Below are 15322 nucleotides of genomic sequence, written 5' to 3' on the forward strand. Positions count from 1 at the left end.
ATGCGCCTGCGTGGTTGCCGGCCAGCGGCCGGCACTACCGCGGCGCGTTATGGGAAGCGCAGCTCTACAACACCGTCGTGGGGCAGGCTCACCTTCACCGGCACGCTCTGCAGGTCGCCCTCGCTGCGGTTGGCGCTGCCGGAGCGCGAGATGCGCGCCAGCACTTCCACTTCGCGATGGGCCGACAGCGGCGCGGTCGGCATCGGACTGTCGGCATCACTCAGACCGACCGGGTCCGGAAAACCGGCCAGCGGCAGCTTGCGTGCGGCCACCGGCATCGGCGGTCCACCCACGGCGCGGGCCATGACGAACACCCGGGTACTGGCGGGCCACTCAGTGCTTTTCAGCGCAGGCAGCTGCACGCGCACCTGCAGCAGCGCCGGCGGCGCCGCGCCGGTATCGGGCGCCTGGCCGGCGGCCTCGCGGGCGATGGCGATCTGCGCCTGCAACGCCTGCGCGGCGCCCGGTTCGAGCCGGGGCAGCAGGTCGCTCCACACGTCAGCGGCCTCGGCGTTCTTTCCGCGCTGGCGCAGGGCGATGCCGAGCAGCCAGCTGGCACGTTCGGCATCGGGTGCCTGTGCACGCGCCTGCTGCAGCCAGGCCATCGCGGTGTCATCGAACTGCTTGTCGGCATCGGCCTGCGCACGCGCCTGTGCGGCTTCCACCAGCACGCCGGGATCTTCCGGGGCGAGTGCGGCGGCGCGTGCGAAGGCATCCGCTGCGGCGGCCACGTTGCCGAGTTCGGCCTGCGAACGGCCCAGCAGGGCCCAGCCATCGGCCCGCTGCGGGTCATCCTTCAGCGCATCCTGCAGGGCCTGCACGCCATCGCGCAGCGTCGCCACCGAGGCCGTCGGCGGCACCTGCGCGGCACGCGGGTCACCGACCAGCAGGTACAGGCAGGCGCCGGCCACGCCCAGTGCGAGTACGCCCAGCGCGAAACCACGGCGACCCTGGCCGCGCAGTGGCCACAGCACCAGCGCGGCCGTCAGCGCTGCCACCAGACCGGCCACGAGCGGTAGCCCGGCACTCACCATCCGTCTCCTTCATCGGTGCTGCCGGCCGGTGCGGCCGTGACGTCCCGGCCACGGCGGCGGACGATGCGCAGCACCACCAGCGCGCCGGCGCCGAGCACCAGCAAGGGGCCGCCCCACAGCATCCAGGTACCCGGCTGCAGGGGCGGTTGATAGAGCACGAAGTCGCCATAGCGGGCGACCAGGAACTGCTTGATCTGTGCGTCGTCGTGGCCCTGCTGCATCAATTGCAGCACCTCCCGGCGCAGGTCCTGGGCGATCTGCGCGTTGGAGTCGGCCAGCGACTGGTTCTGGCACTGCACGCAGCGCAGCTGCGCGGCCAGGTCGTGGAAGCGGTGTTCTTCGGCGCCGTCGCGGAACTGCAGCGGCTGCGGGTCGTGCAGTGGCTGCTGGGCCAGCGCGGCCAGCGGCAGCATCAGAAGCAGCAACACCAGCAGCCAGCGCATGGGTTCAGGGCGCCGTATGCAGGGTGTTGCCGGCACTGCCCTGCGCTTTCTCGATCTTCTGCAGTGCCGGGATCAGCTTCTCGTCGACCACGCGCTGGGTCATCGCACCACTGTATTTCCAGCGCACGATGCCGCTGCCGTCGACCAGGAAGGTTTCCGGTGCGGCGGTCACGCCCCAGTCGATCGCGGTGCGGCCTTCCACGTCGCTGAGCACGACCATGAACGGGTTGCCGAGCTGTTCCAGCCAGTGCAGCGCGTCCTTCGGATCATCCTTCCAGTTGTAGCCGATCACGCGCACGCGCTTGCTCTCGGCAAAGCGGGTCAGCACCGGGTGTTCCTCGCGGCAGGCCGCGCACCAGCTGCCCCACACATTCAGCAGGTACGGCGCACCGCGCAGGTCGTCGCTGTGCACGATCATCTCCGGATCGTGCAGCACCGGCAGCGCGAACGCCGGTGCCGGCTTGTCGATCAGCGGCGACGGCAGTATGTCGCGCTGCGGGTCGCCCGATTTCATCACCCCATAGATCATCAGCCCGAGCAGGCCGAAGAAGAACAGCACGCCGATCACGATGGCTACCGGCGGCAGCGGGCGGGAGGGGCGAGGGGCGGGGGACTCGGACATGGAAACTCCTACGGACGACGGAAACGGCGGTCGGCGGCGGTGATGAATCCGCCCAGGGCCATCAACAGCGCGCCCAGCCAGATCCAGCGCACGAACGGCTTGATGTGGACCCGGACCGCCCATGCATTGTTGCCCAGCGGCTCGCCCAATGCCACGTAGACATCGCCGTCGAAGCGTGCATCGATGCCGGCCTCGGTCATCACCTGGCCGCCGCTGGCGTACTGGCGCTTCTCCGGGTGCAGCAGGGCCAGCTCGCGGCCGTCGCGGTAGACGCGCAGATGGCCACGGTCGGCGATGAAGTTCGGGCCTTCGCGATGGTCCACGCCTTCGAAGCGGACTTCGTGGCGGCCGACCACCAGCTGCTGGCCCGGTGCCAATGCAACTTCGCGCTGCACGTTCAGTGCCTCCACCAGCAGCGCGCCAGCCAGGAACACGGCGATGCCGGCGTGGGCGACGATCATGCCGAGCATTTCGGCGGTGAAGCGGCCATTGCCGCGCAGTCGCTGCCAGACGAAGCGTGCGGTGCCGAGTGCAACCCAGGCCGCTGCAGCCACGCCGATGCCGGCCTTCCAGCCGTTCTGTGGCGCCCGCCACCAGGCCAGCGCGCCCAGCAGCAGTGCCAGGCCCAGCCACGGTGCCAGCAGCGCAAAGGCGCGCGAGGGCTGGTCACGCTGCCATTTCACCAGCGGGCCGAACGGCAGCAGCAGGATCATCGGCGCCATCAGCAGCAGGAACAGGCTGCCGAAGTAGGGCGGGCCGACCGAGATCTTGCCCAGCGACAGCGCGTCGGCCAGCAGCGGGTACAGCGTGCCGAGCAGCACCATCGCGCAGGCGGTGGCCAGCAGCAGGTTGTTGGCCAGCAGCAGGGTCTCGCGCGAGGCAGCGGTGAAGCCGCGGCGTGGGTCATCGGCATCCACGCTCAGCTGGCTGGCACGCAGCGCGTACAGCAACAGGCTGCCGCCGACCAGCACCGACAGGAACACCAGGATGAACAGGCCGCGCGACGGATCGGCGGCGAACGAATGCACGCTGGTCAGCACGCCCGAGCGCACCAGGAAGGTGCCCAGCAGTGACAGCGCGAAGGTGGCGATCGCCAGCAGCAGGGTCCAGCTGCCGAAAGTGCCGCGCTTTTCGGTGACGGCCTGTGAGTGGATCAGTGCCGCACCGACCAGCCACGGCATGAAGCTGGCATTTTCCACCGGATCCCAGAACCACCAGCCGCCCCAGCCCAGCTCGTAGTAGGCCCACCAGCTGCCCAGTGCGATGCCCAGGGTCAGGAAGCCCCACGCAACGTTCGTCCACGGCCGCGTCCAGCGCAGCCAGCGTGCGTCGACACGGCCTTCCAGCAGTGCCGCCACCGCGAATGCAAACGGCACCGCGAAGCCCACGTAGCCGATGTACAGCATCGGCGGGTGGATGATCAGCCCCGGGTCCTGCAGCAGCGGGTTGAGATCGCGGCCTTCCAGCGGTGCCGGGTTCAGGCGCAGGAACGGATTGGAGGTGAAGATCAGGAAGGCGAGGAAACCGACGCTGACCACGCCCATCACCGCCAGCACGCGCGCCAGCACCGGCGTGGGCAGATGGCGCGAGAACAGCGCCACCGCGCCGGTCCACAGCGCCAGCACCAGCGCCCACATCAGCAGCGAGCCTTCGTGCGCGCCCCAGACCGCCGAATAGCGGTACATCATCGGCAGCAGCGAATTGGAGTTCTCGGCCACGTAGCGCACCGAGAAATCCTGCTGCACGAACGCGGCGGTCAGTACCGCGAACGCGCCGGCGAGCAGCAGCAGCTGCGCGACGGCGGCCGGCCGTGCCACCGCCATCCAGGCCGCATTGTTGCGATGCGCACCGGCCAGCGGCAGGCCGGCCTGCAGCAGCGAGGCCAGCAATGCGCACAACAGCAGGATCTGACCCAGTTCGGGCAGCACTCAGCGCACCTCGGGTGCCGTCACCGGCACGTCGTGCTTGCGATGGGCGTCGCCCATCTTGTCGGCCACTTCCTTCGGCACGTACTTCTCATCGTGCTTGGCCAGCACTTCGTCGGCGACGAAGGTGCCGTCCTGCAGGCGGCCGCTGGCGACCACCGCCGTGCCTTCGGCGAACATGTCCGGCAGGATCCGCGACGTGGTCACTGCCAGCTGCGCGTCGCCGTCGGTCACCTCGAAGCGTGCCTCCAGCGAGCCGACCGGTCGGTTGAAGGAACCTTTCACCACCATGCCACCGAGGCGGAAGCGCGACTGTGCATCGACATCGCCGCGCAGCACCTCCGAAGGCGTGTACAGGTAGGCGATGTTGCGCTCCAGTGCCATCGCCACCAGTGCGGTGGCCAGGCCGGAGGCGAGCAGGGCCAGCAGCACCCACACCAGGCGGCGACGCTGTACCGGGGTCATCGTTCCAGCTCCGTCGACAGCGGCGTCGCTGCGTCCGGCCTCCCGGCGCGGGTCTGCTGGCGCTGCTGGCGGGCCAGTGCCAGCCGGCGCGCAACGCGCAGGCGCAGCCACGAACCGATGGCATCGGCGCCGAGCACCAGTACGAACACGGCGTAGGCGCCGATCACATAGGGCAGGTGGGTCATGGCTGTGCCTCCCCGGCCGGGCGTTGGGCATCGACGCGGCCACCGACCCAGGCCTTGCCGGCCTCGCGGTCGAGATTGTCGGCGCGGGCCTTGGCCAGCACCGAACCGGCGAACCAGAACTTGGTGCCGATCACCATCCACCACAGCGGCGCGATCATCGCGCTGCTGATGGCCGATTCACCGAACACGCTGATCGACTGGCGCTGGTGCAGGCCGCCCCACCAGTCCACCGAGTAGCGGATCACCGGCAGCAGGCTGACACCGACGATGGCCAGCAGGCCGGCCGCGCGCGCGGCGCTGCGGCGGTCCTCGATGGCGTGGTACAGGCCGATCACGCCCAGGTACAGGAACAGCAGCACCAGCTCGCTGGTCATGCGCGGGTCCCAGTCCCACCAGGTGCCCCAGGTGCCCTTGCCCCAGATGCTGCCGGTCAACAGGGTGATCAGGGTGAAGCCGGCGCCCATCGGCGCGCAGGCCATGGCCAGGATCTCGCAGACCTTGATCCGCCAGATCAGCGCGATGGCCGCATACAGCGCCATCAGCGCGAACACGAACAGGCTCATCCAGGCGCTGGGCACGTGGATGTAGAGGATGCGGAAGCTGTCCAGCTGCTTGGCTTCCGGTGGCACCACCAGCAGCGCCTGCCACATGCCGACCAGCAGCACCGGTACCGCAACCAGGTAGAACACCCGCGACCAGCGGGCAGCGAAACGATCGAACGTGGGAGGCGAACCGAGTTGGTGGAACCAGCGGACAATCGGATTCATGCGTGGCGGCTATCCAGCAGGGGTGGATTGGCTCTCAGCTCGGTCAACTCAGAGAAATGCGTATTGCAGCGGCAGTGGCCAGCGGCGCCAGCACCAGCGCGACCAGCAGGCCAGCGCCCAGCATCAGCAGCGCACCGACCGGATCCTGCCCGCGCCCGGCTGCCGCCAGGCTGCCCGCGCCGAACACCAGCACCGGCACGTACAACGGCAACGACAGCAGCGCCACGAGAATACCAGAGCGTCGGATGCCGACGGTCAGCGCGGCGACCACGCCCCCGATCAGGCTCAGCAACGGCGTTCCCAGCAGCAACGATGCCAGCAACATCGGCAGCTGGTCATGCGGCAGATGCAGCATTTCGGCCAGCAGCGGGCTGACCACGATCAGCGGCAGCGCGGTGGTGGCCCAATGCAGCAGCACGCGCACCAGCACCAGCCAGGCCAGCGGCACCGGCGCCAGCAGCCATTGTTCCAGCGAGCCGTCTTCGGCGTCGGAACGGAACAGCGAATCCAGCGACAGCTGTCCGGCCAGCAACACGGCCAGCCACAGCACTGCACCGGCGGTGGCGGCCAGCAGCTGTGGTTCGCGGCCCTGGGCCAGGGCGAACAGCACCACTACCAGCACCGCGAACAGCAGCGGTTGCAGCGCGTCGCCGCGGCGGCGCCAGAGCAGGCGCAGGTCGCGCTTGAGCAGGGCGGTTGCGGTCTGCCACAGGCCCGGTTCGGTGCCCGGCGCGATCATGCGGCACCGCCGAGGTCGAGCTGGCGGGTGCGCACCGGCGGTGCGGCATAGGCGCCGTGGGTGGTGACCAGCGCAGCGCCACCGGCGCGCAGGTGCGCCGAAATCATCCGGTTGACCAGGGTGATGCCCTCCAGGTCGAGGTTGGCATAGGGCTCGTCGAGCAGCCACAGCGGCGCTGGCGACAGCCAGATGCGCGCCAGTGCCAGCCGCCGCTTCTGCCCGGCCGACAGGTGCCGCACCAGGGTGTCCTCGTAGCCCGCCAGGCCGACGATCGCCAGTGCGTTGCCGGGCATCTGCCGGGCACGCCGGCCATGCAGGCCGCACAGGAAGTGCAGGTTCTCCAGCGTACCGAGGTCCGGCTTCAGCGCGGGCAGATGGCTGAGGTAGGCCACGTAGCGCGCACGCTCGGCATTGCTGGCCGGCTTGCCGTCGATCCGTACCTGGCCGGCACCGGGCCGGGCCAGGCCGGCCAGCACGCGCAGCAGGGTGGTCTTGCCGGCGCCATTGCCGCCCTGCACCAGCAGGGCCTCGCCGGCGTCCACATGGAACTCCAGCGGGCCGAACACCGGCTCGTCATTGCGGGAGAAGCTCAGGCCGCTGGCGGCCAGCAATGCAGGGGTGTTCAAGGGGCAGGGGTCTTCATGCCGGAGTGCGGCGGCAATTGTAGCGGTGAATGCCGCGGGTAGTGCCGGCCGCTGGCCGGCAATTTCGCCACCTGCCAGCCGAGGTTGCCGGCCGGCGGCCGGCACTACCGGCGCGCGGATTGCGTAAACTCGCAGGTCTGTTCCCCCACAGCCCAGGCCGATGCAACCCACCACCAAGCTGCCCAAGGTCGGTACCACGATCTTCACCGTGATGTCCCAGCTCGCCGCCGAACACGGCGCGGTCAACCTGGGCCAGGGTTTCCCGGACTTTTCCGCGCCGCAGCGCCTGATCGACGAGACCGCCAAGGCGATGGCGGCCGGCCTCAACCAGTATCCGCCGATGACCGGCGTCGCGCCGCTGCGCCAGGCCATCGCGCAGAAGTCGCTGGACCTGTACGGCGCCACCATCGACCCGGACACCGAAATCACCGTCACCAGCGGCGCCACCGAGGCTATCTTCAATGCCATCCACGCCGTGGTGCGTGCCGGTGAGGAAGTCATCGTGCTCGATCCGGCCTATGACTGCTACGAGCCGGCGATCGAGCTGGCCGGGGCCACCGCCGTGCACGTGCCGCTGGACCCGCAGACCTTCGCCGTGGACTGGGACCGCGTGCGCGCGGCGATCACCCCGCGCACCCGCATGCTGATGGTCAATACCCCGCACAACCCGTCCGGTGCGATGCTGGACGAGGCTGACATGCAGGCGCTGGCCGCGCTGCTGCGCGGCACGCAGATCTACCTGATCTCCGATGAGGTGTACGAGCACATCATCTACGACGGTCGCCGCCATGAGTCGGCGCTGCGCTATCCGGAACTGCGCGAGCGCACCTTCGTCATCTCCAGCTTCGGCAAGACCTACCACTGCACTGGCTGGAAGATCGGCTACGCCGTGGCGCCGCCGTTGCTGACCGCTGAATTCCGCAAGGTGCACCAGTACAACACGTTCACCAGCTTCGGCCCGGCCCAGTACGGCTTCGCCGCGATGATCCGCGACGAACCCGAACACCACCTGGAACTGGGCGCGTTCTACCAGGCCAAGCGCGACCGTTTCCGCGAGCAGCTGGCCGGTACGCGCCTGAAGGCGCTGCCGGTGCCGGGTGGCTACTTCCAACTGGTGGACTACTCGGCCATCAGCGACCTGCCCGACCATGAGTTCGTGAAGTGGTTGACCATCGAGAAGGGCGTCACCGCCATTCCGCTGTCGCCGTTCTACGAGACTCCGCCGGCCGGCCAGCGCCTGGTGCGCCTGTGCTTTGCCAAGAACGAAGCGACCATGGACGCGGCGATCGAACGCCTGCGGCTGCTGTGAGCGGAGGCGTGGACATGAATGACCTGCGCATTTCCCTCGTCCAGGGTGACACCCGCTGGCACGATCCGGCCGGCAACCGCGCCTACTACGGCGCGCTGCTCGCACCGCTGGCCGGCACCACCGACCTGGTGATCCTGCCGGAGACCTTCACCAGTGGCTTCTCCAATGATGCCATCGCGCAGGCCGAAGGCATGGATGGCCCGACCGTGGCCTGGGTGCGCGAACAGGCCCGGGCCCTGGACGCGGCGGTGGTCGGCAGCGTGCAGCTGCGCGACGGCGAGGGCGTGTACAACCGCCTGCTGTTTGCCACGCCCGAGGGCGAGCTGCAGTACTACGACAAGCGCCACCTGTTCCGCTACGGCGGCGAGCATGAGCGCTATGCTGCTGGCCGCGAACGCCTGAGCGTGGAGTGGAAGGGGTGGCGGATCAATCCGCAGGTCTGCTACGACCTGCGCTTTCCGGTGTTCTGCCGCAACCGCTACAACGTCGAACGCCCGCAGCAGCTGGATTTCGACCTGCAGATCTTCGTCGCAAACTGGCCGTCTGCGCGCGCCTATGCGTGGAAGACCCTGCTGCGCGCGCGCGCGATCGAGAACCTGTGCTTCGTGGCGGCGGTGAACCGCGTCGGCGTGGACGGCAACCAGCTGCACTACGCCGGCGACAGCGCGGTGATCGACTTCCTCGGCCAGCCGCAGGTGGAGATCCGCGAGCGCGAACAGGTGGTCACCACCACCATCTCGGCTGAGGCGCTGGCCGCCCACCGCGCGCGTTTCCCGGCGATGCTCGATGCCGATGCCTTCCACCTGGATGAGCAGGCCTGACACAGCACGACGGCGGCTGAATGCCTGCCACGCAGCGCGCGCGCCTGCATCCAACGTGCACGTGCGCGCTGCTAGATTCGCCGGCAGTCGATCGAACTGGAAGTCCCGCCATGAACAAGCCCTTCGCCCTGCTGCTGGCCCTGTCCGCTGCCACGCTGGCCCCGGCCGCGCACGCCGCCGGCAACCTCGATTGCCAGCTGCGCTACAACCTGTCCGGCTGGTCGTTGATCTACAAGACCGCGTCGGGCAACGGCACCGTCAGCTGCAGCAATGGCGCCAGCCTGCCGGTGCGCATTGAAGTGAAGGGCGGCGGCCTGACCGTGGGCAAGTCGAAGATCACCAATGGCCGTGGCAGCTTCACCGGCGCGGTGAGCGTCAACGAGCTGCTGGGCACCTACGCCTCGGTCGGTGCGCATGCCGGCGCGGTGAAATCCAGCAATGCGCAGGTGATGACCAAGGGCGACATCTCGCTGGCCCTGTCTGGCACCGGCAAGGGCTGGGACCTGGGCGTGGACGGCGCCGCCTTCACCATCAGCCGGCGCTGAGCCGTGCCGGCCGCTGCAGCCACAGGGCCAGCAGGCCGCACAGGATGAGGGTCGGTGCCAGCAGTTGCAGTGCACCGACCACGGCCATCGCTACGCCGATCAGCAGGTAGTAGAGCAGGCCGAACAGGGCGCCGGCGCTGCCCAGGCAGTGCGGATAGCCGCGCAGGGCCTGGCCCAGCACATTGGGGATGGCCAGGCCGAACCCGGCCACCACCGGCACCATCGCCGCGACCAGTGCCGGTTGATGGCCCAGCAATGCAGCCGACAGGCCACCGGCCAGCACCAACCCTGCAGCGAGCCGGATGCGCGTGGCACAGGCAACGCCGGCGCGCAGCAGGCGGCCATTGCCCCAGGCACCCAGTGCCGAGCCCAGTGCCAGCAGCGCGCCGCTGGCACCAAACCAGGCCAGCGGCCAGTGCAGGCGCTGGAACACGAACGGGCCCAGCGCGTACCAGCTGTACATGGCCACGTTGAACGCCATCACCAGCAGCGCCTGTGACCAGATCCAGCGATCACGCAGCAGTTGCCACAACAGTGGCAGCAGGGGCGTGTGCGCGACTTCCGCAGGGCGGCTCTCGCGCAGGCCCGTTGCGCATCCGAGCATCAGCAGGCTGACCATCAGCAGCAGGCCGGCCTGCACGCCGGCATAGCCATGGCTGCCCACCAGCAGCACACCCAGTGCCAGCCCGATTGCCGGGCCCAAGGCCAGAGCCATGCCGATCCACGAGAACGCTTGCGCCAGCGCCGGACCCTTCAGGTGGTCGCGCAGCACGGTCTGGGTTACCACCGAGGCCGCCGCCGCACCCAGTGCCGCCACTGCCTGGGCCAGCAGGACCTGGCCGAACGTGCTGGCCAGCAGGCCGCCGCAGGCCGCCAGGGCGAACACGGCCAGGCCGCAGAGCAGGGCAGGGCGACGACCGATATGGTCGGCCAGCCGCCCCCATAGCAGGACACCGGCGGCGAAACCGAGCAGGTACAGGCTCATCGCCTGGCTGGCAGCACCCGCGGGCAATGCGAACCGCCCCGCGAGATCTGCCAGGGCCGGGCTGTACAGCGTCTGTGCCAACTGCGGAAACATCAGCAGCGCGATGGTGAGCAACAACAGGCGACGCGACATGCGGGTGCTCCGCAGAAAGGGCCGCGCATTGTGGTGCGGGACTTCGTGGCGCACTCTGTCGATCCTGTCAGGAAATGGATGAAATCAGACATGGCGTGGCTACCACCGGATGCGCATTTCGATGCCGATGCATGGGGCGCGCCGGTGCTCGGCATCGCATCGTCGCTGGCCGATCATGATTCGGGCTGGCACCAGCATGCGCGTGCGCAATTGCTGTACACCCGGCAGGGCTGCACGCGGCTGACCTTCGGTGACCGCATCAGCCTGCTGCCGCCGTCGCGCGCGGCATGGATTCCCGGCGGCCTGCGCCATCGCGCACAGATGCGCCAGGCCGTGGACTACCGCTCGCTGTATTTCGATGCCACGTTGTCGGCACGTCTGCCGCAGCAGCCGGCGATCATCGGCGTCGGCCCCCTGCTGCAGGCATTGCTGGAACCGATCGCGCAGGCGCCGTTCGACCATGACTGGCAGGCGCCGCGCGCGCACCATCAACTGGCGTTGTGCGTGCTGGAGATCGCCGCGGCGCCGGTGGCGCCGATGGACCTGCCGCTGCCACGCGATCCACGCATCGCGCGCTGCCTGCCGCCGGCCGAGCAGCTGCCGCCTGAACTGGGTGAGCTGGCCGCGCGCTCGGGCCTGAGCGTACGCACCGTGGCTCGTCTGATGCAGCGCGACACCGGCATGGGCTACCAGGCCTGGCGCCAGCAATGGCGGCTGATGCGCGCCATGGAGCTGCTCCTGCTTGGCCATCGCATCGGCCACGTTGCACAGGACACCGGCTTCTCCGCCGAGAGCCCGTTCATCGCCTTTTTCCGCAGCATGACCGGCACCACGCCCGCCGCCTTCCAGCGCCACGCAAAAGGGGACGGAGGGGATTAAGTCGCTTTTGCCGCTCCGGCACGCCAGCGTGGCGAAAGCGACTTAATCCCCTCCGTCCCCTTTTAAAGAAAAACCCCGGCCGGAGCCGGGGTTTTTCATGTCAGCGTGGCCAACGATCAGCCGCCGCGCGGGCCGCTGCGGCGCGGGCCGCCGGGACCGCGGTTGCCACCGGGGCCGCCCGGGCCACGGTTGCCACCCGGACCGCCGGGGCCGCGATTGCCGCCCGGCCCACGGTTGCCACCACCCGGACCACGACCGCCCGGACGGGCGCCCTGCGCCGGCTTCGGGCTGCCGTACGGGTTGAAGCCCGGCGTGGCGTGGTCGGACGGGAAGCTCGGAGCATTGCCCGGATGGCCATACGGATGCTTGTTGCCCTGGCCCTGCGAGCGGTTGCCCGCACCGGCCGGCCGGCCCTGGCCGCCTGCGCCACCACGGCCTTCGCCACCGAAACCGCCACGGCCCTGGCCGCCACCGGCGCCAGCACCCGGGCCCTTCGGCTTGCCGTACGGACGGCCCTGGCCGCCAGCACCCGGACCACGGGCACCCGGGCCACGCGCGCCCGGACCGGCGTTGCGATGGCCGCTCGGGCCGGTGCTCACGCCATCCGGCACGTACCAGGTGCGGAACGCGGCCGGGTTGCCTTCCGGCAGCGAGCGATCGTTCTTCGGGGCGCGCTGCTTGAACGGCTTCTGCGACTGCTTGGCCGCCGCTTCACCGCTGACCGTCAGGCCACCCTTGAAGCCACCGCCCTTGCCACCGCGGCCACGACCGCGATCTTCGCGGACGTTGTCGAAACGGCGCAGCTCGCGACCTTCGTCAGCGGTGTTGTGGCCGTTGACGTAGGCGTTGCCGCGGCCACCTTCGCGCACGCGCACGGTGGTCTTGGCGGCGCGGCGCTGGCCGATCACCGGCTGCAGCGTCAGCGCCGACGGTGCGCCTTCTTCCAGCTTCAGCTGCGCGCGCAGGGCTTCAACCTGCGGGGTGCTCAGTTCCACCGAATGGCCACGGGCCAGTTCGCGCGGCAGGCTGACCTTGCCGTAGCGGGTGCGCTTGAGGCGGCTGACCTGGCAGCCCTGCGATTCCCACAGGCGGCGCACTTCGCGGTTGCGGCCTTCCTTCACCACGACGCGGAACCAGTCGTGCGAATCGGTGCCGCCGATGCGTTCGATCTCGTCGAACTTGGCCGGGCCGTCCTCCAGCGCGACCCCACGGCTGAGGCGGTCGACGATGGCGTCGGAGACCTTTTCCTCGCCTTCCGGTGCACGCACGCGCACCACGTACTCGCGCTCGACCTCGAACGACGGGTGCATCATGGCGTTGGCCAGCTCACCGTCGGTGGTGGCCAGCAGCAGGCCGGTGGTGTTGATGTCCAGGCGGCCGATCGCGATCCAGCGCGCGCCCTTCAGCGGCGGCAGCGACTCGAACACGGTCGGGCGGCCTTCGGGATCTTCGCGGGTGGTCACTTCGCCTTCGGGCTTGTTGTAGACCAGCACGCGCGACGGTTCGGCCAGCGCGGTGGCGACGAAGCCGCGACCGTCCAGTTCGATCCTGTCGCCGCTCTTGACCGACATGCCGGTCTGCGCGACTTCACCGTTGACCTTGACCAGGCCTTCGGCGATGCGCTGTTCCAGCGCGCGGCGCGAGCCAAGGCCGGCCTGGGCCAGCACCTTGTGCAGGCGCTCTTCCAGCTTGAACTGTTCGGAGGTGGCTTCGCGCTTCAGCGAGAGCTTGTTACGGGGGGTGTCACTCATCAGTTTTGCTCCGGCCGACGGTTTCGAGGTCGGCCTCTGGTTCGGAATCGGCTTGGTCAACAGCCACGGTCGTCATCGCGACGGCGTTGTCTTCGCGTTCGTTCAGGGGCACCGCGCGCTCGCCCGGCGCGGAATCGGGGTGCCCATCATCGAGGGGCGAAGGTGCTTGCTCATCGGTGGCCGACGCAGGCGCTGCATCGGCGGAATCGGGGGTGTCACTGCCGGCCAGGCCGGCGTCGTCGTTGGCGGCAGCGCCGTCGGCCGAGACGTCCGGACCGTCGGCACCGGCAACGGCCGGAGCATCGCGGTCCAGCGCCAGCTGCGGTTCCAGCTCGCCCAGGTCCTTCAGTTCCGACAGCGGCGGCAGTTCGTCCAGCCGCTTCAGCCCGAAGTAGTCCAGGAAGCCCTTGGTGGTGCCGAACAGTGCCGGCTTGCCGGGCACGTCGCGGTGGCCGACCACGCGGATCCATTCACGTTCTTCCAGTGCCTGGATGATGTTGCTGCTGACCGCCACGCCGCGCACCTGTTCGATCTCGCCGCGGGTGATCGGCTGCCGGTAGGCGATCAGCGCCAGGGTTTCCAGGGTGGCACGGGTGTAGCGGGTCTTGCGTTCGGTCCACAGCCGGCTGATCCAGCCATGCACTTCGCTGGTGACCTGGTAGCGGAAGCCCGAAGCGACCTCGACCAGTTCCACGCCGCGTCCTTCGCAGGCCTCGCGCAGCCGTTCCAGCGCACGTTCGATGCTACCCGGCGGCGCCGGCTCCTCCTCCGGGAACAGGTCCTTCAGCTGGGCCAGGGTGAGCGGCTGGCTGGAAGCCAGCAGGGCACCCTCGACAATGCGGTCGATCAGCGATTGATCCATCGGCAGTCAGCGCTCACTCATTGGCATTGGCGGCGTCGTTGTCGTCGAACTCGCTGCTGAACTGCAGCGGGGCGTTGGTGTTGCCGGCCGCCAGCGACTTGACGTAGATCGGCGCCAGCGGTTCTTCCTGGACGATGTCCAGCAGCTGTTCCTTGGCCAGCTCCAGCACCGCCAGGAACGTGACCAGCACGCCCAGCTTGCCTTCTTCGGCCGTGAACAGCCCTTCAAAGCGATAGAACTTGCCGTCTTCCAGGCGGCCGAGTACCTCGCCCATGCGTTGCCGCACGCTCAGTGCCTCGCGCTTGATGGCGTGGCCGCTGAACAGCTCGGCGCGCTTGAGCACGTCGTGCAGGGCCAGCAGCATTTCCTTCAGGTCCACCGGCGGCGGCAGCTTCACCGTGGCGCGCTCGGGCATGAAGGCGTGCGCCACCGTGGTGTCGCGGTCCTGCCGGGGCAGGGCGTCGATGTCCTCGGCGGCCTGCTTGAAGCGTTCGTACTCCTGCAGCCGGCGCACCAGCTCGGCGCGCGGGTCGGCTTCATCGCCTTCCTCGCTGACCGGGCGCGGCAGCAGCATGCGCGACTTCACCTCGGCCAGGATCGCGGCCATCACCAGGTACTCGGCAGCCAGCTCGAAGCGCAGCTCGCGCATCACGGTGATGTATTCCACGTACTGCCGGGTGATTTCGGCGACGGGAATGTCCAGCACATCCAGGTTCTGGCGGCGGATCAGGTACAGCAGCAGGTCCAGCGGGCCTTCGAAGGCGTCCAGGATGACTTCCAGCGCGTCCGGCGGGATGTACAGGTCCTGCGGGATCTGCAGGACCGGTTGCCCATGCACCACGGCCAGCGGCATTTCCTGCTGCTGGGGGGCGGGCGGCCGGGTTGGCGGGTTCGCGTCGAGCGCGAGTTCGGAAGTCATCTAATGGACATCAGGATTGCAACGGACCAGTCGCGGCACCGGGTTCGCCGGGCCAACGCCACGGAGCCCCAGGGCACCAGACACGCCGGGATCGGCGCGATTCCACACATATCAAACAGCAGGACGCGCCGCAGGAGACGGCAGCGACGGAACTACGGGGAGGTCGTCTACGTGGCCCGGCCGGGTGGTCCGGTTTGAAGCAGCGGGACGATCGTCGGGGGCTGCGTTGGCCGCAAAAACCGACGGGCTGCTGCATCCAGCCACGTGCAATGGACACTAGGGTAAGCCTTTGCCG

General features: G+C 69.1%; 17 protein-coding genes. 4 read left to right on the forward strand and 13 right to left on the reverse strand.

Features of this window, described 5'->3' with window-relative positions; all coding sequences use genetic code 11:
- Window positions 1-47 precede the first annotated feature (47 nt).
- From AC5P9C_RS01660 to ccmA, 9 genes are read right to left on the reverse strand one after another with little or no spacing between them, the layout of a single operon-like run.
- Window positions 48-1034 (reverse strand): tetratricopeptide repeat protein, encoded by a 987-nt coding sequence (locus tag AC5P9C_RS01660; RefSeq protein ID WP_495205061.1) that lies wholly within the window; start codon window positions 1032-1034, stop codon window positions 48-50.
- Window positions 1028-1477 carry a cytochrome c-type biogenesis protein gene (locus AC5P9C_RS01665; RefSeq protein WP_343541211.1) on the reverse strand — a complete coding sequence of 150 codons (450 nt, stop codon included), beginning with the start codon at window positions 1475-1477 and terminating at the stop codon, window positions 1028-1030. The genes AC5P9C_RS01660 and AC5P9C_RS01665 overlap by 7 nt, the downstream gene beginning before the upstream one ends.
- A gap of 4 nt (window positions 1478-1481) precedes the next feature.
- Entirely contained in the window at window positions 1482-2099 is a 618-nt protein-coding gene (locus tag AC5P9C_RS01670) for a DsbE family thiol:disulfide interchange protein (protein WP_049465004.1), read from the reverse strand.
- An 8-nt stretch (window positions 2100-2107) separates the two neighbouring features.
- Window positions 2108-4027, reverse strand: a complete 1920-nt coding sequence (locus AC5P9C_RS01675; protein ID WP_495205062.1) for a heme lyase CcmF/NrfE family subunit — start codon at window positions 4025-4027, stop codon at window positions 2108-2110.
- A complete protein-coding gene (gene ccmE / locus AC5P9C_RS01680) occupies window positions 4028-4489 on the reverse strand; it encodes a cytochrome c maturation protein CcmE (RefSeq protein WP_014647764.1) in 462 nt (153 codons plus the stop codon). It lies immediately after the preceding gene.
- Window positions 4486-4674: a heme exporter protein CcmD gene (gene ccmD / locus AC5P9C_RS01685; protein ID WP_057493567.1), complete on the reverse strand. Its 189-nt coding sequence runs from the start codon at window positions 4672-4674 to the stop codon at window positions 4486-4488. The genes ccmE and ccmD overlap by 4 nt, the downstream gene beginning before the upstream one ends.
- Window positions 4671-5441: a heme ABC transporter permease CcmC gene (gene ccmC, locus AC5P9C_RS01690; RefSeq protein ID WP_049465009.1), complete on the reverse strand. Its 771-nt coding sequence runs from the start codon at window positions 5439-5441 to the stop codon at window positions 4671-4673. The genes ccmD and ccmC overlap by 4 nt, the downstream gene beginning before the upstream one ends.
- Before the next feature lie 43 nt (window positions 5442-5484).
- A complete protein-coding gene (ccmB, locus tag AC5P9C_RS01695; RefSeq protein ID WP_312557638.1) occupies window positions 5485-6180 on the reverse strand; it encodes a heme exporter protein CcmB in 696 nt (231 codons plus the stop codon).
- Window positions 6177-7031: a heme ABC exporter ATP-binding protein CcmA gene (ccmA, locus tag AC5P9C_RS01700; RefSeq protein ID WP_414615324.1), complete on the reverse strand. Its 855-nt coding sequence runs from the start codon at window positions 7029-7031 to the stop codon at window positions 6177-6179. The genes ccmB and ccmA overlap by 4 nt, the downstream gene beginning before the upstream one ends.
- Between ccmA and AC5P9C_RS01705 the strand changes: the two genes are divergently transcribed.
- From AC5P9C_RS01705 to AC5P9C_RS01715, 3 genes are all read left to right on the forward strand, one after another.
- A complete protein-coding gene (locus AC5P9C_RS01705; protein ID WP_049465014.1) occupies window positions 6985-8133 on the forward strand; it encodes a pyridoxal phosphate-dependent aminotransferase in 1149 nt (382 codons plus the stop codon). The genes ccmA and AC5P9C_RS01705 overlap by 47 nt on opposite strands.
- A gap of 14 nt (window positions 8134-8147) precedes the next feature.
- Window positions 8148-8954: an amidohydrolase gene (locus tag AC5P9C_RS01710; RefSeq protein ID WP_182068050.1), complete on the forward strand. Its 807-nt coding sequence runs from the start codon at window positions 8148-8150 to the stop codon at window positions 8952-8954.
- A gap of 110 nt (window positions 8955-9064) precedes the next feature.
- Entirely contained in the window at window positions 9065-9499 is a 435-nt protein-coding gene (locus AC5P9C_RS01715) for a hypothetical protein (RefSeq protein ID WP_005417639.1), read from the forward strand.
- Here AC5P9C_RS01715 and AC5P9C_RS01720 read toward each other — a convergent pair.
- Window positions 9486-10616, reverse strand: a complete 1131-nt coding sequence (locus AC5P9C_RS01720) for an MFS transporter (protein ID WP_495205063.1) — start codon at window positions 10614-10616, stop codon at window positions 9486-9488. The genes AC5P9C_RS01715 and AC5P9C_RS01720 overlap by 14 nt on opposite strands.
- A gap of 90 nt (window positions 10617-10706) precedes the next feature.
- Between AC5P9C_RS01720 and AC5P9C_RS01725 the strand changes: the two genes are divergently transcribed.
- A complete protein-coding gene (locus AC5P9C_RS01725; RefSeq protein ID WP_164687830.1) occupies window positions 10707-11495 on the forward strand; it encodes an AraC family transcriptional regulator in 789 nt (262 codons plus the stop codon).
- A 116-nt stretch (window positions 11496-11611) separates the two neighbouring features.
- On the opposite strand, the gene AC5P9C_RS01730 is transcribed toward AC5P9C_RS01725, so the two are convergent.
- The 3 genes from AC5P9C_RS01730 to AC5P9C_RS01740 are packed head-to-tail and all read right to left on the reverse strand — an operon-like array spanning window position 11612 to window position 15027.
- Window positions 11612-13246, reverse strand: a complete 1635-nt coding sequence (locus tag AC5P9C_RS01730) for a pseudouridine synthase (RefSeq protein WP_053460875.1) — start codon at window positions 13244-13246, stop codon at window positions 11612-11614.
- Window positions 13239-14108 carry an SMC-Scp complex subunit ScpB gene (gene scpB, locus AC5P9C_RS01735; RefSeq protein ID WP_049465020.1) on the reverse strand — a complete coding sequence of 290 codons (870 nt, stop codon included), beginning with the start codon at window positions 14106-14108 and terminating at the stop codon, window positions 13239-13241. Before scpB ends, AC5P9C_RS01730 begins: the two co-directional genes overlap by 8 nt.
- 13 nt (window positions 14109-14121) lie before the next feature.
- Entirely contained in the window at window positions 14122-15027 is a 906-nt protein-coding gene (locus AC5P9C_RS01740; RefSeq protein ID WP_005417635.1) for a segregation and condensation protein A, read from the reverse strand.
- Between the last annotated feature and the right edge of the window lie 295 nt (window positions 15028-15322).

The sequence above is a fragment of the Stenotrophomonas sp. YJH_SMC_10 genome, assembly GCF_059371555.1.